Source organism: Ruegeria sp. AK4, assembly GCF_056541025.1.
This window is the reverse complement of sequence record NZ_JBQFXS010000013.1, coordinates 25,660-46,263: the sequence shown is the minus strand read 5'-3', so window position 1 is coordinate 46,263 and position 20,604 is coordinate 25,660. Positions and strand designations below refer to the sequence as shown.

Annotated in this window: 18 protein-coding genes; all 18 read left to right on the top strand. The window is 55.8% G+C overall.

Annotated elements, in window-relative coordinates; genetic code table 11:
* Positions 1 to 51: 51 nt before the first annotated feature.
* The 18 genes from ACR0EZ_RS18985 to ACR0EZ_RS18900 all read left to right on the top strand — a co-directional run bounded on the left by ACR0EZ_RS18985 (position 52) and on the right by ACR0EZ_RS18900 (position 20,563).
* On the top strand, positions 52 to 1,131 hold the full coding sequence (locus ACR0EZ_RS18985) for an aldo/keto reductase (RefSeq protein WP_480616070.1): 1,080 nt from the start codon (positions 52 to 54) through the stop codon (positions 1,129 to 1,131).
* 14 nt (positions 1,132 to 1,145) lie between these two features.
* Entirely contained in the window at positions 1,146 to 1,667 is a 522-nt protein-coding gene (locus ACR0EZ_RS18980; RefSeq protein ID WP_480616068.1) for a VOC family protein, read from the top strand.
* Positions 1,668 to 2,039: 372 nt separating this feature from the next.
* A complete protein-coding gene (locus tag ACR0EZ_RS18975) occupies positions 2,040 to 3,398 on the top strand; it encodes a M24 family metallopeptidase (protein ID WP_480616066.1) in 1,359 nt (452 codons plus the stop codon).
* A gap of 52 nt (positions 3,399 to 3,450) precedes the next feature.
* On the top strand, positions 3,451 to 4,359 hold the full coding sequence (locus tag ACR0EZ_RS18970; protein WP_480616065.1) for an NAD(P)-dependent oxidoreductase: 909 nt from the start codon (positions 3,451 to 3,453) through the stop codon (positions 4,357 to 4,359).
* The gene (locus tag ACR0EZ_RS18965) at positions 4,356 to 5,810 is read left to right on the top strand and encodes an NAD-dependent succinate-semialdehyde dehydrogenase (RefSeq protein ID WP_480616063.1); all 1,455 of its coding nucleotides are present in this window, start codon (positions 4,356 to 4,358) and stop codon (positions 5,808 to 5,810) included. Before ACR0EZ_RS18970 ends, ACR0EZ_RS18965 begins: the two co-directional genes overlap by 4 nt.
* A 24-nt stretch (positions 5,811 to 5,834) precedes the next feature.
* A complete protein-coding gene (locus ACR0EZ_RS18960; RefSeq protein WP_480616061.1) occupies positions 5,835 to 8,030 on the top strand; it encodes an alpha-ketoacid dehydrogenase subunit alpha/beta in 2,196 nt (731 codons plus the stop codon).
* Between the two features lies 1 nt (position 8,031).
* On the top strand, positions 8,032 to 8,577 hold the full coding sequence (locus tag ACR0EZ_RS18955; protein WP_480616059.1) for a VOC family protein: 546 nt from the start codon (positions 8,032 to 8,034) through the stop codon (positions 8,575 to 8,577).
* Between the two features lie 12 nt (positions 8,578 to 8,589).
* Positions 8,590 to 9,858 carry a pyruvate dehydrogenase complex dihydrolipoamide acetyltransferase gene (locus tag ACR0EZ_RS18950; protein WP_480616057.1) on the top strand — a complete coding sequence of 423 codons (1,269 nt, stop codon included), beginning with the start codon at positions 8,590 to 8,592 and terminating at the stop codon, positions 9,856 to 9,858.
* A gap of 329 nt (positions 9,859 to 10,187) precedes the next feature.
* On the top strand, positions 10,188 to 11,318 hold the full coding sequence (locus ACR0EZ_RS18945) for a substrate-binding domain-containing protein (protein WP_480616055.1): 1,131 nt from the start codon (positions 10,188 to 10,190) through the stop codon (positions 11,316 to 11,318).
* Positions 11,319 to 11,383: 65 nt separating this feature from the next.
* Positions 11,384 to 12,874 (top strand): sugar ABC transporter ATP-binding protein, encoded by a 1,491-nt coding sequence (locus tag ACR0EZ_RS18940; RefSeq protein WP_480616053.1) that lies wholly within the window; start codon positions 11,384 to 11,386, stop codon positions 12,872 to 12,874.
* Positions 12,875 to 12,887: 13 nt separating this feature from the next.
* Positions 12,888 to 13,850: an ABC transporter permease gene (locus tag ACR0EZ_RS18935; protein ID WP_480616051.1), complete on the top strand. Its 963-nt coding sequence runs from the start codon at positions 12,888 to 12,890 to the stop codon at positions 13,848 to 13,850.
* On the top strand, positions 13,850 to 14,824 hold the full coding sequence (locus ACR0EZ_RS18930) for an ABC transporter permease (protein ID WP_480616049.1): 975 nt from the start codon (positions 13,850 to 13,852) through the stop codon (positions 14,822 to 14,824). The genes ACR0EZ_RS18935 and ACR0EZ_RS18930 overlap by 1 nt, the downstream gene beginning before the upstream one ends.
* Positions 14,825 to 14,841: 17 nt before the next feature.
* Positions 14,842 to 15,621 (top strand): glucose 1-dehydrogenase, encoded by a 780-nt coding sequence (locus tag ACR0EZ_RS18925; protein WP_480616047.1) that lies wholly within the window; start codon positions 14,842 to 14,844, stop codon positions 15,619 to 15,621.
* A gap of 17 nt (positions 15,622 to 15,638) precedes the next feature.
* Complete coding sequence (locus ACR0EZ_RS18920) at positions 15,639 to 16,406, top strand: SDR family NAD(P)-dependent oxidoreductase (RefSeq protein ID WP_480616045.1); 768 nt, start codon at positions 15,639 to 15,641, stop codon at positions 16,404 to 16,406.
* Positions 16,407 to 16,417: 11 nt separating this feature from the next.
* A complete protein-coding gene (locus tag ACR0EZ_RS18915) occupies positions 16,418 to 17,485 on the top strand; it encodes a 2,3-butanediol dehydrogenase (protein ID WP_480616043.1) in 1,068 nt (355 codons plus the stop codon).
* Entirely contained in the window at positions 17,482 to 18,570 is a 1,089-nt protein-coding gene (locus ACR0EZ_RS18910) for an SDR family oxidoreductase (RefSeq protein ID WP_480616041.1), read from the top strand. The genes ACR0EZ_RS18915 and ACR0EZ_RS18910 overlap by 4 nt, the downstream gene beginning before the upstream one ends.
* A complete protein-coding gene (locus ACR0EZ_RS18905) occupies positions 18,567 to 19,568 on the top strand; it encodes a Gfo/Idh/MocA family protein (protein WP_480616039.1) in 1,002 nt (333 codons plus the stop codon). Before ACR0EZ_RS18910 ends, ACR0EZ_RS18905 begins: the two co-directional genes overlap by 4 nt.
* 11 nt (positions 19,569 to 19,579) lie before the next feature.
* A complete protein-coding gene (locus ACR0EZ_RS18900; RefSeq protein WP_480616037.1) occupies positions 19,580 to 20,563 on the top strand; it encodes a zinc-dependent alcohol dehydrogenase in 984 nt (327 codons plus the stop codon).
* Positions 20,564 to 20,604 lie beyond the last annotated feature (41 nt).

Here is a 20,604-nt window from a genome sequence, read left to right as displayed (position 1 = left end):
TTCGGGCGAGCCTTTGGAGCTCGCCCTTTCTTTATTAAGGAGGACAACGCCATGCCATTCGACCCAACCGAATTGCGCCAGATCGGACGCACAAAGCTCAAGACCAACCTCCTTGGCCTGGGGACCGTCCAGATCGGCGGTTGGCCGCGTCGCCTGTCGGAAGAGGACGCCGTGAAGGTTCTTGATGCCGCCTGGGATGCCGGGCTGCGTACCTTTGATACGGCACCGATGTATGGCATGGGCATGTCCGAAGAGCGGTTGGGGCGCTATCTGGCCTACAAGCCCAAAGAGTCGTTTGTGATTTCAACAAAGGTCGGCCGTATCGTCGAAGACGATCCCGACAACAGCGAACCAACGAGCGATGATGAGTTTTGGAAGGGTGCTCCGCCCCGGATTTACCAATTCGATTTTTCGTATGACGGTGTCATGCGTTCGGTGGAACATAGCCTTGAACGCACCGGTCTGGACCGGTTCGATATGTTGCTGATCCATGACGCCGATGACCACCTCGATGAGGCCCTTGGCGGATGCTACAAGGCGCTCGACAAACTGAGATCCGAGGGGACGGTGTCCGCCATCGGGGCAGGCATGAACCAAAACCCGGCGCTGGCGCGGATGGCGGCTGAGGTTGATATGGACGTGTTTCTGTTGGCTGGCCGATACACGCTGTTAGATCATTCGGCGCTGACCGAATTGTTCCCGATCTGCGAAAAGCGTAGCACGACCATTCTGATCGGCGGCGTGTATAATTCCGGTGTCCTGAATACTCCGGTTGAGGGTGCGTCGTTTGACTACGTGCCGTTGGATGAAAACTGGCGCGCCAATGTTCTGGACCACGGTGTGCGCGCACCTGCGGAGCATGAGACCGGCGAATACTGGTTGAAGCGGGCACAGTCGCTGAAGGCCGTATGTGATCGGCACGATGTACCTCTCTCGACGGCAGCAATCCAGTTTTCAGCAGCACATCCTATCGTATCCAGCATCCCCGTCGGGGCCGGTCGCCCCGAACGGTTCGAACAGAATATTGCCGCTCTGGAAGCAGACATTCCCGATGACCTGTGGGCGGAATTGAAGCACGTGGGTCTGATCGCAGATGCGGCCCCGGTCCCTGCTGAGACAGAAACCGTTTAGGGAAAGGCCGCGACATGAGCACAGGAATCCCCGGCCTCGCAGGAAGTGACCACATCGGCTTCACTGTTCCGGATATAGAAGAGGCAACTCGGTTCTTTGTGGATGTAATCGGGTGCATTGAACTGTTCGAGGTCGGGCCTTTTGTGGCGCATGACGACTGGATGACTGAGCATCTGAACGTCCATCCGCGTGCCGTCATCGAAACCCTCCGTATGCTGAAATGCCGAAACGGACCTGCTTTTGAGATCTTTGAATACTCGTCGCCCGATCAAAGGGAAAATTTGCCGAAAAACAGTGATCATGGCGGACACCATCTTGCTTTTCATGTTGAAGATATGGACGCGGCGGTTGCCTATCTCAATTCTCACGGCGTGCGGTTCCAAGGGGAACCGAGTTTTATGGAAGAAGGTCCAAGCAAAGGGCTAACTTGGGTGTATTTTCTAGCACCTTGGGGTATGCAACTCGAACTTGTCAGTTATCAGGATGGGTTGGCGTATGAAGCCACATCGAACGAAGTAATGTGGTCTCCCAAGTGACAGGCGAACAAATCGCCGGATCCGACCACGATTGATTGGTAAAGGCAGCAAGTTCTGCTGAAGTCGCCGGTGAATTGTGTCGGCCGAAATCCCTATCGGACCGACTGAGTTTTCCGGTCGGTCTCTACTAGCACATGGCGCCGTGATTTCTGTGCTTTCCATTTGTTTTCAATAAACTGGACGTACCTTCTTCTGTCGCGGTCTGTGGAATATCGAAATTGGATATCATCACAGCACATCGCTCACTGCCCTCTGCAATATTGGGAATCATAGAAAACGATCCCTGGGATTCCAGGGGTCATTCGCCCAACGGTGGGCCTCGGTTTTTGACTTGTGGCCCCATCATGAAAGACAATGAGAGAGAGGCGCGAAATGGCGATTGAGACCTATGGCACCATGGCCGTGGATTGGGAAAACCGCATCAATTTTGATCGGTTGAGGACTGAACGCCTCGCGCGCGTGAAAGAGAAGCTTGAGCAGTCGGAAATGGGTGCATTGTTGTGCTTTGACATGACCAATGTGCGCTATATCACGGGCACTCATATCGGCACCTGGGCGCAGGACAAGGTGTCCCGCTGGACGCTGCTGCCGCGCGGCGGCGAGCCGATCCTTTGGGACTTCGGATCCGCAGCAAAACACCATGCGTTGCACTGCGGCTGGATGGGTGGCGAAGAGCGGTCCCGCGCGGGTATCCCCTTGTTGCGAGGCGCTATGACACCGAATATGGGTCGGGCTGAAGAAACCGCTGACAAGATTGTTCGCGAGTTGGAAAAGCACGGGTTGAAGAACGAACCGCTTGGGATTGACCTTGTTGAACCGCCCATCATGTTTGCGCTGCAGGAGCGTGGCGTCAAAGTTGTCGATTGCCAATGGCTTATGCAGGATGCGCGGGTCATCAAAACGCGGGATGAGATTAGCCTGCTGACCCACGCCTCGGCCATGGTGGATTTCACCTACGAGGAAATCTACCGCGCCATCCGCCCCGGCGTTCGCGAAAACGAACTGGTCGGAATTGCGTCGAACTTCCTCTATAATAACGGATCGGAATACGTCGAAGGTGTGAACGCGATTTCGGGCGAGCGATGCAGCCCGCACCCCCATGTCTTCTCGGATAGGGCATTACGCCCTGGTGACCCAGCTTACTTCGATATTCTGCATAGCTACATGGGATATCGGACCTGCTACTACCGGACTTTCGCAGTGGGTAGCGCAAGCCGCGAAATGCAGGATGCCTATAAGCGATGCCGCGATTACCTTGATCAGGCGATCGCAATGATCAAACCCGGTGTGACCACCGGAGAAGTCGCAAAGGTCTGGCCAAAGGCCGAAGAATTCGGGTTCCCCAACGAGGAAGCTGCATTCGGCTTGCAATATGGACACGGGCTTGGTCTCGGGATTTGGGAACGACCGGTCATCAGCCGTCTGGTCTCGATCGACCATCCTGAGGTTATTCAGGAAGGCATGGTCTTTGCGCTTGAAACCTTCTGGCCCGCCAAAGGCAGCCACCATGCGGCCCGCATCGAAGAAGAAATGGTCGTAACCAAGGACGGGGTCGAAGTGATTTCGAAATTCCCGGCCGAAGACCTGTTGGTTTGTGGTCGTCAGTATTGGTCCGGTCACGACATGCTGCCGGGTATTCGCCACAGCGAGTCTCATTTCAACAATCACCGCGTTTTCCCGCAGGCCGAAAACACGACGCAGCCGCGTTTCGGCAAAACCTGGGAAGACTAGCACCTGATGAAACCCTGAGCCCGAGAGACGGTACAGGGTCCGAGAGGTAAATATGACAACGCGAATAGGCTGGATCGGGCTCGGTAAAATGGGCGCTCCGATGGCGATCAATCTGTGCCGGGCCGGTGCCAATGTGACCGTGTTCAACAGAAGCCCGGACAAATGCAAACCCGTTGTGGACGCGGGAGCCGCATTGGCACCCAAGGCCAGTGTGTTGGCCGCTCAGTCGGACATTCTCTTTACCATGCTATCGGACGACTGTGCTTTGCAACAGGTACTTTTGGGCGATAACGGCGCTCTGCGAGAGATGCGCTCAGGGTCCGTACTCATCGACATGAGCACAGTGTCCCCTGCTGTATCCCAGGCCATTGGCGATGTGGCAGAGAACTACGGAGTTGAGTATCTTCGGGCCCCGGTTTCCGGGTCGGTGGCTCTAGCAGAGGCTGGAACTCTGACCGTTATGGCGTCGGGACCGAAGGGTGCCTTTCACGACTGTCTCGACCTTCTGAAGGCGATGAGTGCACGCCAGTTCTATGTTGGAAATCATGAGCAAGCACGGGTTCTGAAGCTGTCGATCAACATGATGGTGGGGTTCACGGCGGCCATGATGGGCGAAGCCTTGGCGCTTGGGCTGAAAAACGGGCTCGATCGGGCAACCATGCTGGATGTGATAGGCGCAAGCGCCATTGCGTCGCCATTGGTTGGCTACAAGCTGGATGCGTTGAAGGCGCGGGATTACTCACCAGCGTTCGAAGTCACTCAGATGGCTAAGGATTTCGATCTGATACTGGAGGCCGGCCGTCAATCTGCAGTTCCAATGCCGCTGGCCGCGCAGGTCCGCGAAGGTTGGAGCGAACTAATCGCCGATGGCGATGGCGAGATGGACTTCTTCAAATATGTCGAACTGGCCACGCAGCGCGCAGGCACAGCCCTTCGTGCCGACAGGGAGACGGCGGCATGACCCTGAACCCAGACCTGATGAAGCACGCTTGTCTAATTGGCGGTAGATGGCGGCCCGCTGGGGCCGGTGGAGTGGTTTCCGTAGACAATCCGTCAACCGGTTTAGTTCTGGGTGCGGTGCCGAATTTTGGGCCGGAGGAAACGCGTGAGGCGGTCTCTGCGGCTCAATCGGCTTTGGCGAATTGGCGGGGCCGTACGGCCAAGGATCGCGCCACCATCCTGCGTCGCTGGTACCAACTGATCCTCGAGCATACAGAAGACCTCGCAGCGATCATGACAGCGGAGCAAGGCAAACCGCTGGCCGAATCGCGGGGCGAGGTGGCTTATGGTGCCAGTTTTATCGAATGGTTCGCCGAAGAGGGTAAGCGCATATACGGCGATGTCATCCCAAGCCCTTGGGAAGACCGACGTATTGTTGTTGTGAAACAACCGGTTGGGGTTGTTGCGGCCATTACACCATGGAACTTTCCCATTGCAATGATCACGCGCAAAGTCGGGCCGGCATTGGCCGCAGGCTGCACCTGTGTCGTCAAACCCGCTTCCGCTACACCGTTTTCCGCTCTGGCGATTGCGGCCCTTGCGCAAGAGGCTGGCGTACCGGATGGCGTGCTGAACGTCGTAACAGGATCAGCGCGGGCGATCGGCGGTGAGCTGACGGCCAATCCGATTGTGCAAAAGGTGACGTTTACCGGATCCACCGACATCGGCAAGGTGCTCATGCGACAAAGCGCCGATACCGTGAAGAAAGTCTCGATGGAGCTGGGCGGTAACGCGCCGTTCATCGTGTTTGATGACGCGGATATCGACGCCGCTGTGGACGGCGCTATTGCGTCGAAATACCGAAATACTGGGCAGACCTGTGTTTGCACCAATCGAATACTTGTGCAGCGCGGCGTACACGAAGCGTTTGTTGAAAGATTAGTGGCGCGTGTGAACAAATTGGCTGTTGGGGACGGATTCTCCGAAGGCGTTCAGCAAGGGCCCTTAATTGATTTGTCAGCGGTCGAGAAAGTCGAAGAACACATTGCCGATGCGTGCTCGAAAGGGGCTTCGGTCGCCGCAGGCGGCGCGCGCCATACGTTGGGCGGGTCTTTCTTTCAACCGACAGTTTTGACCGGTGTCACGAAGGATATGGCCGTCTCGAGGGAAGAAACTTTTGGGCCACTGGCACCGATTTTCACATTCGAAAACGAAGAAGAGGCAATCAAGCTGGCCAACGATACTGAATTCGGGCTGGCCGCCTACTTCTATTCCCGTGATATCGGTCGGATCTGGCGCGTCGCCGAGGCGCTTGAGTACGGCATGGTCGGGATTAACGAAGGTATTATCTCGACCGAAGTCGCGCCGTTCGGCGGAATCAAAGAAAGCGGCGTGGGACGAGAAGGCGCCCATTACGGAATCGAGGAATTTGTCGAGACAAAATACCTGTGCATGGGCGGGCTGAACACCTGACCTTTGCCTGCGGAGTAGAGCGCAATGCCAAAAACAACGAAAATCAAACCGATGGCCGATTGGGTGGATATCACCGCCACCGAAGCCGACTGGGACAAGCTCGGCAAAGCCGAAGCAATCAAGATGCACAACCATCTGCATCTCGTGCGCGCATTCGAAGAAATGGTGCTGGAAATGGATGCACAGGGGTTGATCCACGGTCCGGCACACAGCTCAATCGGGCAAGAGGGTGGCGCGATCGGCTCAATCTCACCCTTGAAACCCGGAGATCAGGTCACCGGGTCCCATCGAGGCCATCACCAGTTTGTCGCTAAGGCTTTGGCATATCTTGATCCCGGTCACGTCGATCCGCTGACGACCGATTTGTCGGGCGACATTCTGCAGTTGTTGCAGAAATCCTTGGCTGAAATCATGGGACTGGCACAAGGCTATTGTAAAGGTCGCGGCGGCTCGATGCATTTGCGTTGGGAAGAGGCTGGCGCGTTGGGCACCAACGCTATTGTTGGTGGTGGCGTGCCATTTGCAACCGGGGCCGCGTGGACCAAAAAACGCTGCGGCACCGACGAAGCGGTGTTTTCCTATTTCGGCGAGGGCAGCGCACATATCGGCTCGGTCCCAGAGGCAATGAATCTGGCAGCGCTTTGGGACTTGCCTGTCTGCTTTTTCATTGAAAACAACGGGTTTGCCGTGGCGACCACGGTCGAAGAAGAAACGCGCGAAACTCGGGTCTCATCTCGCGGTTTGGCTTTTGGAATCCCGTCCTTCCGAGTTGACGGCATGGACCCAGTTGCGGTCCGCGTCGCGACTGAACGCGCTTTGGATGTCATGCGCTCGGGCAAAGGGCCGACGGTTATCGAAGCCGTGCTTTATCGTTTTTTCCATCATGGGGGCGGCGTTCCGGCCAGCGCGTTCGGGTACCGTAGCAAAGAAGACGAAGCCACTTGGCGCAAACGCGATCCAATTTTGGTGATGCTGGACGGTTTAAAAACACGTGGATGGCTGGACGATGACGGTGACGCCACATTGGCCACGCGTGCCAAGTCCGCGATGCAACTGGCGGCCTCGGCGCTGACGGTTGAGGATGGCAACAAACGCACTGTCATCGAAGCTCTGTGGCCAGATACCGCAATGCGCGACGCAGGATTGCGTGGAGATTTGAGTGAATTGGACGGCAAACGCTTCGAAGAACAAGAAGAATTCTCGGGTACGTTGGTACCTGTCAGATATGTGGATGCCGTCGCCGAAGTTATGAACCGGCGCATGGCCGAAGATGACCGAATCTTTTGTCTGGGCGAAGACATTCACCGCCTGAAGGGTGGAACTAATGGTGCCACAAAGGGACTTGCCGAAAAATATCCGGACCGGATCATTCCAACTCCCATAGCCGAGGCAGGATTTAGCGGGCTGGCCGGTGGCGTAGCTATGTCTGGTAAATACCGTCCGGTTGTCGAACTGATGTATCCCGATTTTGCGCTGGTCGCGGCGGATCAGTTGTTCAACCAGATCGGCAAGGCCCGGCACATGTTTGGCGGCGATACCGCGATGCCAATCGTGTTCCGTACCAAGATCGCTATCGGAACCGGATACGGGTCGCAGCACTCGATGGATCCGGCGGGGTTGTTTGCGCAGTGGCCGGGCTGGCGCATTGTCGCGCCCTCGACCGCGTTCGACTACGTCGGGTTGATGAACAGTGCTTTGGCCTGCGACGACCCTGTTCTGGTGATCGAACATGTAGGTTTGTACACGCAAAAGATGCCCGGGCCGGTCGAGGACTATGACTATTTCATACCGCTTGGAAAAGCCAAGGTGGTGCGGGAAGGTAGTGATATGACCGTCATGACATACTCAGCGATGGTCGAAGAATCCCGCAAGGCGGCCGAGGCACTTGGGTTGGACGCCGAGATCATCGATTTACGCTCTCTGGATCGTGCTGGTATGGATTGGGAGACCATCGGTGAAAGCATCCGCAAAACCAACAATGTGGTGGTTGTCGAGCAAAGTCCGTTGACCGTTTCTTATGGCGCGATGTTGACTGACGAATTGCAGCGTCGGTTCTTTGACCACCTTGATCAACCCGTCCAGCGGGTGCATGGCGGCGAAAGCTCTCCCAGTGTGTCCAAAGTGCTGGAGCGGGCAGCCTTTGCGATGGCCCCCGAGGTCGAAGTCAGATTGAAACAGATGATGATCGATACGGGCCGTGGGGCCTTGGTCGGGGTTTGACATGGCTGATGGCAGACCAAACAGGATGCCTGGACTGCGCGGGGTTGAGCATGTTGGCTTTACCGTGCCGGATCTTGAACAGGCGACTCGTTTTTTCGTCGACGTGTTGGGGTGCGAGGCATTCTACGATCTCGGTCCGTTCCAGTTCGATGACGATTGGATGTCGCGTCAGTTGAACGTTCACTCCCGTACAGTGATGAAGAAACTCCGTTTCTTTCGCTGTGGGCATGGGCCGAATTTTGAAATCTTTGAATACGAAGCACCGGACCAACGGAAGGCCCAACCAAAAAACAGTGACATCGGCGGACACCATTTGGCTTTTTATACTGATGACTTCCACGAAGCGTTGAATTGGTTGCGCGACCACGATGTCGAAATACTGGGCGAACCCGTGGTGCGCCATCAAGGGCCATCAGCGGGGCAGACCTGGGTGTACTTTCTTGCACCTTGGGGGATGCAACTGGAACTTGTGAGTTTTCCAGATGGCAAAGGGTATGAAATGACCACCGACCGACGCCTTTGGACACCTGTAACCCCTTCCGAATGAACAGGAAAAACCATGCCCATTGAAATCACAATGCCAGCACTTTCCCCAACTATGGAGGAGGGTACCATCGCCTCCTGGCTTGTTTCCGAAGGGGAGCAAGTAAGCCCGGGTGACATACTTGCCGAAATCGAAACCGATAAAGCGACGATGGAGTTCGAGGCGGCAGATGCTGGGACCGTTGCGAAAATTCTGGTGCCCGCAGGGGCTGAAAACGTGGCCGTCAGTACACTGATAGCCATAATCGCCGAAGACGGTGAAGACGCAGCAGGCATAGAAATCCCAAATCAAAACAGGCCTGAGCCGCAGGCTGAAATTGTCAGCTTGTTGGACGCCCCAAGACCAAGCCCAGACATCGCCTCTACGGCGGCTCAGTCGAATGACCGGGTTTTTGCATCACCTTTGGCGAAACGAATAGCCGCAGAAGGTGGGGTGGATCTTTCAGGTGTCTCAGGCACGGGTCCCAAGGGGCGGATCGTTCGGCTGGATGTCGAGAACGCGTTGAGGCAACCAGTGGAAGCTTCAATTCCGAAAAAATCAGAATCGCCTGAATCAACGCCGGTTTCGGACCTATATCCTGAAGGCAGCTATGAGGTTGTTGAACTAGACTCTATGCGCCGAACGATTGCACGGCGATTGACCGAGGCCAAGCAAACTGTTCCCCATTTCTATTTGCGGGCGGACGTTGAACTGGATGCTTTGTTGGCACTGCGGTCGCAACTCAATACGGCAGCACCGAAAGTAGCGGAGACTCCGTCCTTTAAGATTTCGGTCAACGATCTGGTTATAAAGTCCCTTGCTCTGGCTCTGGCAGAAGTACCGGATGCAAACGTCACTTGGGCAGACGGCAATGTGCTGCGTCACCGGGCTGTTGACGTTGCCGTTGCTGTCGCGATCGATGGTGGGTTGATCACGCCGATCATTCGGGATGCCCAGCAGAAAAGCATCTCGGCCATTTCGTCAGAAATGAAGGATCTTGCCGCGCGGGCCCGGGCTCGCAAACTCACGCCGGAAGAGTTCCAGGGCGGGACAACTTCGGTATCCAATCTGGGTATGTTTGGCGTGGACTCGTTTGATGCGGTGATCAACCCTCCGCAGGGAACGATCCTTGCAGTTGGCTCCGGCACACGCCGCGCCGTAGTTCGCGGTGAACAGGTCGAAGTCGCAACAGTGATGACGGTGTCTCTGTCCGTAGATCATCGAATGATCGATGGGGCAGTTAGCGCAGAGCTTCTTGCAGCTTTCAAACGTTATGTCGAAGCGCCATTGACGATACTCGCCTAATGTATTCTTGGTTCCCGGCCTGAATGCAACGTTTTGCCTTCGATGTCGGGTACGCCGCATCGCACCTGCTCCCCGGCGCGATGCGGCTTTTTTGTTTTAGCGACCGACAATGGTTGGCAAGGAGCCATGACAGGTGTCGTGCCGCCTGGGGAATATCACCAGCAATATCCATAACGGATAACTTCGAGACCACCTGATTCCCGCCAAATCGTAACCTTTTTTCGTACACCCGAGTGCCGATTCTGAGAGCCACCGAAGTTGGGGCAAAGCGGAATGGGGGAGGATCTCAAACTTGCGGTCCGGCACGTCTGAAGTTGGAGGAGAACCTAATGAAAACCCTTAGAATTGCAGCCACAATGGCTGTAACTTCAATCGCTGCAACCGCAGTAGCGTCGGAGGTCTATACCGGCGCGCCGCGAACATATCTGTACAACCCGGACGTCGAGGTCTGTTTCAACGACACCTCGCAATACAAAAAGGAAGGCCCATACACGATTGGGTTCTCGAACGCCGGACTTGGGGACAGCTGGCGTGTTGTTATGCAGCATTCGGTTATGACTGCTGCTGCGGAGCATCGGAACCAGATCGAAAAGCTGATCATCACTGATGCTGGTCATGATGATGCCAAGCAGGTGGCGGATATTCAGGACCTGATTTCGCGTGGTGTGGATCTGCTGATTGTTTCCGCAAATACCCAACAGGCTCTGGACCCCGCCGTGTCTCGTGCCATGCAGCGCGGAATTCCCGTGGTCATGATGGACCGCCGGATCGCCTCGGACAATTTCGTGACATTTGTAACCGCGTCGGACGCGATGATGGGGCGGCTATTTGCGCAGTGGATTGTGGAAAAGCTGGATGGCGAAGGTAATGTTGTAATGCTGGCCGGTCAGGCCGGGTCCAGCCCTTCGGAAAACCGCGAAAAACCTGCACGAGAAGTGTTCGCGCAGTATCCCGGCATCAATATACTCGAGACTGTCTATTCCGACTGGTCGCCTGTGAAGGGCAAGCAAGTCATGCAAGGCATGATTGCCAAATACGGTGAAGACATTGATGCCGTGTGGTCTGCACATGGTTTGCAAACGCCGGGTTCTGTCGAAGCATTCCTCGAAGCAGGGTGGGCACCTGAGACTATTCCTCCGCATACCACGGCGGATGTGAACGGGCCGCTGCAAATGGCGATCGAACACGGCATCCCGATGCTTGAGGTCGGATATCCTCCGGCGATGGGCGGAATTTCGGTCGGCGTCGCACTGGACGTACTGGCCGGGGCACCGGTGCCTTGCATCTATGAGATCAACGCTCAAATCGCCGTGTCCGAAGGTCACAATACGCCTTCCATTCAGACCAACTTGCGTCTGACCGATCTTGTTGTGCCAAACGGCGCACCGGACATGCTGGTTACCGGCGGTATGGGTCAGGACTATGATCCGACGACCTACACCGTCGACTATCCCAAGTAAGCCAAAACCACTCAAACCGGACGGGGTCCGAAAGGACCCCGTCTAACTCACAGCTGAGGCCAGACATGCTGACACTCACTTCCATATCCAAATCATTCCCGGGCGTAAGAGCGCTGGATCAGGTCGATCTTGATGTTCGGGTCGGTGAGATCCACGGGCTGCTCGGTGAAAACGGGGCCGGTAAGTCGACGCTAACCAAAACGATTGCTGGGGTTTACCAGCCCGATGAAGGTCAGATCGAGTTCGACGGGGAAATTATTCACTGGACCGCGCCAGGCGATGCCAAAGACGCCGGAATTCATGTTATCTATCAGGAGTTTGTCTTGTTCCCGCATCTCTCGGTCGCCGAGAACATCTTTTTGGGAAATGAACGTCGGAATGGGCTGGGGCTGATTGATTATGCGCAAACGCGCCGGGATGCGCGTGAGCTTTTGCAGCGCCTTGGCGTTGACATCGACCCCGATCAGCTTGTGTCCGAACTGACCGTTGCCGACCAGCAGATGGTCGAAATTGCCAAGGCGATGGTTCACAAGGTTAAATTGCTTATCCTGGACGAACCAACTGCCGTGATCTCGGGTCACGAGGTTGAGTTGCTGTTCAAACGTCTCGAGGCTTTAAAGGCGGATGGCGTGGCCATCATCTATATTTCACACAGGTTGGAAGAGATTTTTGAGATCTGCGACCGGGTCACCGTTCTAAAAGACGGTCAGTTCGTGGACAGTAAGAAAATCGAAGAGATCGACCGGGACCACCTGATCGCCTTGATGGTTGGCCGTGATATGTCCGAACTGTTTCCTGTGAAGGAAGACGATGCACCTGCCGGTGACGTTGTTCTGCGTGCCCAAAGCATTTCGGTAAATGGGCGAGTCCACAATGCCAGCATCGAACTGAGGGCTGGCGAGATCACCGCATTGGCAGGGATGGTCGGTGCCGGGCGTACGGAGTTGGCGATGGGCATCTTCGGTGGTCTTCCCCTCAAGTCCGGAACCGTTGAGATTGACGGCGAAACTTATTCTCAGATGAACCCCGCATTGGCGATTAAAATGGGCATCGGTCTTGTGACCGAGGATCGCAAAGGGCAGGGGCTGGCAATGCAACTGGATGTTGCCGCGAACGTAACGGCCTCTGATTTGGGTTCGGTCACACAATCCGGTCTCATCAATTTCGCCAAGGAATTCAAAATCGCGGAGCAGGAAATAAAAGAGTATCAGATTGCCTGCCGCGGACCACGTAACCCGGTTGCAACGATGTCGGGTGGCAACCAGCAAAAGGTTATCGTCGCGCGTTGGGCGCGTACATGCTCCAAAGTCCTGATCCTGGATGAACCCACTCGTGGCGTTGATGTCGGGGCGAAAACCGAAATCTACCGGATTATGCGGGAACTGGCCGCAAAGGGGATCGCGATACTAATGATCTCATCTGAGCTGCCGGAAGTTGTCGGAATGTCCGACCGGGTGGTTGTGATGCGCGAAGGCGTCGTCACCGGCGAGTTGTCAAAAGACACACTCTCAGAGGAAGCAATCATGCAGCTAGCAACCCAGCAGGAAGCAGCGTGAGGGAGGACGAAACATGACGGAACTTGCTTATCGCTCTTACAATTTTTTCACCAAACGTCAGTCTGGCCTGTTGGTTGTCATTGGATTGTTGGTCCTGCTTTTCCTGTTTGGCGCATTCATTTCCGACAGGTTCAGCTCTGCCTCGAACCTATTGAATGTCTTTGAACAATCGACCGGGCTGGCGCTGGTTAGCCTTGGGCAAACAATGGCGGTGCTGACCGCAGGGATTGACCTATCGGTTGGCTCCATGATCAGCCTGCTCAGCGTACTTCTGTCCGGCACGATTGACGGAGAAGCGGCGCGGGTCCTGCCTGTGTGTCTGGGCATCATGGTACTGGGCGCAGCCATCGGAAGTCTGAACGGCCTGACCGTGATCTGGCTGAAAGTGCATCCGTTGATCGTCACACTTGGCATGGGTGCACTGCTGCAGGGGGTTACTCTTCTGTATACTTTGGGACCGGCAGGCTCAGTTCCATTTGAGTTCGACTTTGTAGCCTATGGCCGAGTTGCCGGGCTGCCGGTCGGTGCGGTCTTCACGATCGTCCTGTTCATTTTGGTGGCTCTGTTCCTTCGGTACGTTCCGTTTGGCCGGTTTATCTATGCAGTTGGCGATGACGAAGCGGGCGCGCGCCTGATGGGTCTTCCACGCAAACGTGTGCTTGTCTTTGTCTATGCGTTTTCGGGCTTCTGCTGCGCACTGACCGCGATCTACCTGGTAGGCCGGTTCGGAGTAGGCAATGTCTACACCGGGCAAAATTACACCCTTGCGTCGATTACCCCGGTGGTTGTCGGGGGGACCCTTCTGACTGGTGGTCGTGGTGGTGTCATTGGAACGCTGTTTGGGGTCTACCTGATCTCGCTTCTGAACAACCTGCTGAATTTCATGGATATTTCTACGCACTATCAGCTGATCATTCAGGGTCTGATCATCATTCTGGCCGTGTCCGTTTATGTCGAGAAAAAGAGGGCTGTGTGATGCAACAAGCCGTGAACGCTGAACTGTCGACCGCAAACCAGAAATCCAAGGCAATAAAGGAACTTGGCGCCCGCTACGGTATTCACTTGGCGCTTATCGTCTTGATTGTTGTATCGGGCATCGTGTCCCCAGCCTTTTTGTCAGGCAACAACATCTCGAACATGCTGCTGCAAGCGGCGCCGCTTGGGATCGTCGTGATTGGTCAAGCTTTCGTGATCCTTGTGCGCGGGTTGGACCTGTCTGTGGCCTCTATCATGGCAACCGCGGCAGTTGTCGCCACTGCCTTCAACGGCCAGCCCGGGGATGTAATACCCATCATCCTGATTGCATTGGGTATCGGGTTGTGCACGGGCTTGATCAATGGCCTGCTGGTTACCAAGCGGGACGTGTCGCCGTTTCTTGCCACGCTTGCAACCATGATCGTTCTACAGGGGTTCCGCTTTGCCTATACACAAGGAGCCCCGTCAGGAAACGTACCGCATTTCTTCCGCGTAATCGGTGCCGAGACCTTCTATGGGCTGCCCTACAACGTGGTCATTCTGGCAATCCTCGCTGTCATTTTCTCGGTTGTGCTGCACAAGTCGGCCTTTGGTCGGCAGGTCTATATCACCGGAGGAAACCCCAAGGTCGCACGGCTGGTCGGGATCAACGCCGACCGGGTCACCATCATCTGCTATGTTATCTCGGGTGGGCTTGCTGCCATTGCCGGACTGGTTCTGTCAGGGTTTGTCGGCATTGTGGACAACTGGGTTGGCCGCGGTTTCGAGCTGGACTCCATCGTGGCAGCCGTCATGGGAGGTATTGCTCTCTCTGGCGGGCGCGGCAGCATTCTAGGTGGCCTGGTGGGCGCCGCAATCCTGATCGTGGTGTTCAACGCAGTTCTGCTGTTCGGAATGCCTGTTCAGTTTCAGATCATCATTAAGGGCGTCGTGATCGTCATCGCGGCCGCCTTCTACGTCAAACGCGGTGCATGAAGCGCCAGGAGGAAGACATGGGTAACGACGTTACAGGTAAATCGATCATCGTGACTGGCGCGGGTCGCGGAATTGGAGCCGGGATCGCAAAGGACCTGGCTGAGAAAGGCGCTCAGGTCTGCGTTGCGGATCTAAACGAAGAGGCTGCGAAAGAGGTAGCCGCTAAGATTGGTCATGGGGCCATTGGAGTCAGCGTCAATGTGGCCGATCGAGCATCCACCCGCGCAATGATCGGCGCAGCAAAGGAGGCATTCGGCAAGCTTGACGTCATCTTCAACAATGCCGGGATCAGTCAGACCTGCCCGTTCATGGAAATCGTCGAAGATGATTGGCAGCGCATCATGGATGTGAACGGCAAGGGTGTGTTGGTCGGCACGCAGGAAGCCGCGCGGCAATTCATCGAGCAGGGTACACCGGGTAAGATCATCAATACAGCATCGATTGCCGCGAAACAGGGCTATCCGCTTTTTGCCCACTACTGTGCCTCGAAGTTCGCGGTCGCTGCGCTTACTCAGGCTGCAGCGCGCGCTTTGGCCGAGCACAAAATTACGGTGAACGCATTCGGACCCGGAGTCGTCAAAACCGAACTGTGGGAGCAGTTGGATCGCGAGTTCATCGAACGGGGCGTCACCGAAAAAGAAAACGAGGCGATCGACGGGTTCTCGGAGTCCATTCTACTCGGTCACGCCGCTGTTCCAGCCGATATCGTGGGAACGACGACCTTCCTGGCCTCCTCAGCCTCTGACTACATGACCGGCCAAACCGTCATGATCGACGGCGGCATGGTTCTGATCTGAATTAGGGGACAAATACAATGGGACGTACACAAGACCAAATCGCCATCGTTACTGGTGGTTCACGCGGGATCGGTGGTGCCACAGTAACGCGACTGGGTGAAGAAGGCGCGAAGGTCACGATCTTTGACGTGATCGAAGAAGCCGGGCAGGCCCATGCCGAAAAACTGCGGGGCAGGGGTATGGATGTTGACTTCATCAAGGTTGATGTCACCAACGAAGAAAACGTGCAATCGGCAATTGATGAGGTGATTGCTAAGCACGGCCGTCTCGATATTCTTGTGAATTGCGCGGCGATCACCGGCGTGAACAAATTTGCCCATGAGGTCGAAGCCGAAGAATGGGACAAGGTCTTTGATGTGAACGTCAAAGGCTCGTTCCTGTGCACCAAGTACGGTGTTCGGCCGATGATGGAGCAAAAGAAGGGCGCAATCGTCAACTTCTCGTCTATCTACGGTTTGATCGGCAACGACGACTTGCCACCGTATCACGCCACCAAAGGCGCAATCCTGTCGATGACCAAAACCGACGCGATGTGTTACGCGCGCCATGGCATCCGGGTGAACACCGTGCATCCCGGCTCGACCATGACCGAAATCTTTATGCAGGCGGCAGAAACCTATCCCGAAGGCAAACAAGCTTACCTCGACATGATGGGCAAGCTTCATCCACTCTGTCTGGGAGAGCCGGTTGACGTGGCCAATTGTGTCTTGTTTCTCGCCTCAGACGAGGCCCGCTTTGTGACAGGAGCAAGCCTGGCCGTAGATGGCGGCTATACTGCACAATAGGGAGACAAGATATGCGTGCCGTCCGCTTTCATAACGCCAAGGATATCCGCGTAGAAGAGGTGCCTGCGCCCGACAGCAATCTGGCCGCTGACGAAGTGCTGGTGCGACCAGGGGCCTGCGGGATTTGTGGAACCGATTTGCATGAATACATCGCAGGCCCCATCGTGACCCCGGATACGCCGCATGTGTATACAGGGGCCACGAACCCCCAGATTCTGGGCCATGAATTCGTCGCAGTGGTCGAAGCCGTCGGCGGCAATGTCAGCCATGTGAAACCCGGAGACCGGATTTCCGCTCAGCCACTGATATCGCCTCGGGATGATTATTATGGTCGGCGTGGTCAATACCATTTGAGTGACAAAATGGCGTGTGTTGGCCTCAGTTGGGCCTGGGGTGGTATGGCCGAACAGGCAGTGCTGCCGGGCTATTGCGCGCAACCTGTGCCGGATGCGGTGTCTGATGATCAAGCCGCCATGATCGAGCCAGCTGCGGTCGCGATGTACGGCGTTGATCGCGGCCAAATCGGAGCAGGATCAACGGTGTTGATTTCGGGCGCCGGGCCGATCGGTGCGTTGACGGTGATTTGTGCCCGCGCTGCCGGAGCAAGCCTGATCATCGTCTCTGAACCGAACCCAAACCGGCGGCGGATCATCCAACAGATCGACGCCGCTGTGATCGTTGTTGATCCAGCAACCGAAAATGCGGGCGATGTCGCCAGAGATCTGACCGAGGACCATGTTGGCGTCGACGTCGCGCTGGAATGTGTTGGACTGGAAGTATCGCTGAACACATGCGTCGACGCGGTGCGCAGAGGCGGCAAGGTTGTTCAGGTGGGGCTTCACATGAAACCCGCCAGCATTGATGCGATGCTTTGGGCACTCAAGGATATCAGCGTCGAAGCGACATGGTGCTATCCAACTTATGTCTGGCCTCGTCTTGCGGGATTGATCGCCGCCGGAAAGTTGCCCGTGGAAAAAGTGATCACTGGTCGGATCGATGCAGTAGACGTGGTTGAAAAAGGGTTCGAGGCCCTTTTGGACCCAGGCGGTGAACACCTCAAGATACTAGTTGAAACATGACCCGTACAGCCTTGATCATAGGTGCTACCGGCTTGTCCGGTAGCAACCTGGCCGCTCGACTGAACCAATCCGGGGGCTGGTACGTCTATGGTTTGTCCCGTGGAGGTAAGGACGTGCCTGGCGTCGACATGCCCCTCGCCGCGGATCTGACGGATGAAACAACCAGTGTGGCGCTACTATCTGAGCTAACCGATGTCACGCATGTCTTTTTCTGCACTTGGTCGAGACAGGAAACGGAGGCTGAAAACTGTCGGGTAAACCGGGGGATGGTGCGCAACGCGCTGAACGGGCTATATAATTCCCCATTGAAGCACGTCGCCCTGGTGACTGGAACCAAGCACTATCTGGGGCCATTCGAAGCATATGCGCAGGGTCGACCTTACACCCCATTTCTGGAAGAACAGCCCAGATTGCCAGGTGATAACTTCTACTACGAACAGGAAGACGAAATTTTCGACGCTGCCGAAAAACGCGGCTTCACATGGTCGGTCCATCGCCCGCACACGATGATCGGCTATACGCTTGGGAATGCAATGAACATGGCCGTTACGCTGGCCGTTTATGCGTCGATCTGTGCAGAAACAGGACGGCCGTTTCTGTTCCCCGGATCGAAGGCACAGTACCATGCTGTGGCAGATATAACAGATGCCCGCTTATTGGCCCAACACCTGGAATGGTCTGCGACAACGCCGGTCGCGGCAAACACTGCCTACAACGTGGTGAACGGAGATCTGTTCCGGTGGGAGTGGATGTGGCGCCGTATCGCAGACTGGTTCGGACTCGAAGATGCAGGCGCGCCCGACCATGTCACGCCATTGGAATCCCAAATGGAGGACGCAGGTGCAATCTGGCCCGTGATCGTGAGCAAACACGCGCTGCAAGAGCATTCTGCGTCGAAACTTGCCTCGTGGTGGCACACGGACGCTGATCTGGGGCGCGAGATCGAATGCTTCAACGATATGCGAAACAGCCGTCAGGCTGGGTTTTGTTCTCATCAAAACAGTGCTGGTTCGTTCTTTGACGTTTTTGAGACGCTCGTAAAAAACCGGATTATCCCGGCTCCGATTGGAAAGGAATTAACATGACCGTCAAAATCGCCATGATCGGGTTGGGTTGGTGGGGGCAGAAGATGGTTTCTGTCTTGCAAGCCGCGCCGGATGAGATTGAGATTGTGCGTGCGGTTGAACCCAACCTCAATGCGGTGAAAGACTTCGCGCGCGAAAAGGGGTTGTTTGTCACGACGGACTACGCGGATGCACTCAACGACCCAATGGTCGAGGCGGTCGTTTTGGCAACGCCGCATTCGTTGCATGAACAGCAGATCGAACAGGCGGTTGCTGCCGGTAAACACATCTTTTGTGAAAAGCCGCTGGCCCTCACGAAAGCGGGGGCTGAAAAGGCCGTGCGCCTATGCAAGGAAGCGGGTTTGGTTCTGGGCATGGGCCATGAGCGGCGCTTTGAACCTGCAATGGCGGAATTGCTTGCCATGGCGGATTCAGGGGACTTGGGGCGTGTCCATCAGATAGAGGCCAATTTCAGCCACGACAAATTCGTGTCGCTTGATCGAGACAATTGGCGCCTAAAGGCCGATCAGGCTCCGGCTGGAGGAATGACCGCCACCGGCATTCACCTGTTGGATTTGTCGGTGCGGCTGCTCGGTGAGGCGGAAAGCGTTCTGTGTCATTGCGAAAACCTATCTACCGATTTACCGCAGGGCGACACCGTGGCGGCCTTCGTAAAATTCAAAAATGGCGGTACGTCTTATGTTTCGGCCTCTCTGGCGAATCCATTCGTCTCGCGTTTTGCGGTCTACGGATCAAAGGGCTGGGTCGAAATCCGCGATAAGGCTCATGTCGAGGCACCGAACGGATGGGTTGTCACCAAAGGACTCGTGGATGCGCCCATTACGGTCCAGGAAATCCCTACAGCGGAAGCCGTTAAGTCCAACCTGATCGCCTTTGCCCACGCGGTCAAAGGTAAAGAGTCCTACCCAATTACATCTGACCATCTGGTCAACAACATCGCACTGCTTGAGAGCGTTTTCAAATCGGCTCAAAGTGGAATGATCGAGGAAATCGCATGACAAATTCAACGATGAAAGCACTTGTATTCGAAGAACCCAAAAAGCTTGTCGTTTCCTCTCAACCCGTTCCCGAGATTGACGCCAACACGGTTCTGGTCAAAACGCGAAAGGTCGGCATTTGCCACTCGGACTACGAGCTTTTGGCTGGGCAATACATCATACCGATCAGCTATCCCGTTGTTCCGGGTCATGAGTGGGTCGGCGAGGTTGTTGAAGTTGGCAAAAACGTAACAGGATTTGCATCGGGTGACCGCGTCGTTGGCGAATGTGTGATCAATACGCCGGAGCGCATTCACCATTTCGGGTTCTCGATGAACGGCGCGGACCGGGAGTATTTCAAAGCCCGCCCCGAGTGGCTTCACAAATTGCCAGACGATGTTGACGATGCCAAGGGCGCTCTAATCGAACCATTCACCTGCGGCTATTATGCGGTCCTGCGGGGAGGCGGTACAAACGCCAGCGAAACCGTCGTCGTGTCTGGTGGTGGGACAATCGGTCTGGTTTCGGCGGCTGCAGCAATTGGAATGGGTGCGCGCGTGATCGTTGTCGACCCGATCCAACTGCGACGCGAGACAGCATTGAAACTTGGTGCGGATGCGGTGGTCGACCCGACCGACGGGAACCCTGTCGAGGCAGCGCAAGAACTGACCGATGGCGGAGCCGATCTGGTGATTGAGGCGGCAGGCCATCCGTCGTCGCTTGCCAACGTGTTCGACTATGCGCGCCCGGAGGGACGGGTATCAATGGTCGGTATCAATATCGGTCAGAAATTCCCGGTAGAACTCGGCCTCATCCAAATCAAGGATCTGAAAGTGAACGGCTGCATCGGATCGCCGGGCGTTTGGCCCGGTGCCATTCGCTTCCTCGGTCGGACAGGGCTAGACCTGTCACCGATCCAAACGCATGTGTTCGATTTGGATCAGGCGTCTGAGGCGTATGAGTTGGGGAAAGAACCGACACAGGCGGTGAAGGTCACGCTCGACATAGCAAAATGAAATCTTTCATTTAACTACTGGGGCATCGCTGTTTATGCGGT

Coding starts and splice junctions, on each gene's coding strand:
- ACR0EZ_RS18985 (WP_480616070.1), top strand. CDS start 52: ATGCCATTCGACCCAACCGAATTGCGCCAGATCGGACGCACAAAGCTC.
- ACR0EZ_RS18945 (WP_480616055.1), top strand. CDS start 10,188: ATGAAAACCCTTAGAATTGCAGCCACAATGGCTGTAACTTCAATCGCT.
- ACR0EZ_RS18930 (WP_480616049.1), top strand. CDS start 13,850: ATGCAACAAGCCGTGAACGCTGAACTGTCGACCGCAAACCAGAAATCC.
- ACR0EZ_RS18905 (WP_480616039.1), top strand. CDS start 18,567: ATGACCGTCAAAATCGCCATGATCGGGTTGGGTTGGTGGGGGCAGAAG.
- ACR0EZ_RS18960 (WP_480616061.1), top strand. CDS start 5,835: ATGCCAAAAACAACGAAAATCAAACCGATGGCCGATTGGGTGGATATC.
- ACR0EZ_RS18920 (WP_480616045.1), top strand. CDS start 15,639: ATGGGACGTACACAAGACCAAATCGCCATCGTTACTGGTGGTTCACGC.
- ACR0EZ_RS18915 (WP_480616043.1), top strand. CDS start 16,418: ATGCGTGCCGTCCGCTTTCATAACGCCAAGGATATCCGCGTAGAAGAG.
- ACR0EZ_RS18900 (WP_480616037.1), top strand. CDS start 19,580: ATGAAAGCACTTGTATTCGAAGAACCCAAAAAGCTTGTCGTTTCCTCT.
- ACR0EZ_RS18925 (WP_480616047.1), top strand. CDS start 14,842: ATGGGTAACGACGTTACAGGTAAATCGATCATCGTGACTGGCGCGGGT.
- ACR0EZ_RS18910 (WP_480616041.1), top strand. CDS start 17,482: ATGACCCGTACAGCCTTGATCATAGGTGCTACCGGCTTGTCCGGTAGC.
- ACR0EZ_RS18970 (WP_480616065.1), top strand. CDS start 3,451: ATGACAACGCGAATAGGCTGGATCGGGCTCGGTAAAATGGGCGCTCCG.
- ACR0EZ_RS18935 (WP_480616051.1), top strand. CDS start 12,888: ATGACGGAACTTGCTTATCGCTCTTACAATTTTTTCACCAAACGTCAG.
- ACR0EZ_RS18980 (WP_480616068.1), top strand. CDS start 1,146: ATGAGCACAGGAATCCCCGGCCTCGCAGGAAGTGACCACATCGGCTTC.
- ACR0EZ_RS18955 (WP_480616059.1), top strand. CDS start 8,032: ATGGCTGATGGCAGACCAAACAGGATGCCTGGACTGCGCGGGGTTGAG.
- ACR0EZ_RS18975 (WP_480616066.1), top strand. CDS start 2,040: ATGGCGATTGAGACCTATGGCACCATGGCCGTGGATTGGGAAAACCGC.
- ACR0EZ_RS18940 (WP_480616053.1), top strand. CDS start 11,384: ATGCTGACACTCACTTCCATATCCAAATCATTCCCGGGCGTAAGAGCG.
- ACR0EZ_RS18965 (WP_480616063.1), top strand. CDS start 4,356: ATGACCCTGAACCCAGACCTGATGAAGCACGCTTGTCTAATTGGCGGT.
- ACR0EZ_RS18950 (WP_480616057.1), top strand. CDS start 8,590: ATGCCCATTGAAATCACAATGCCAGCACTTTCCCCAACTATGGAGGAG.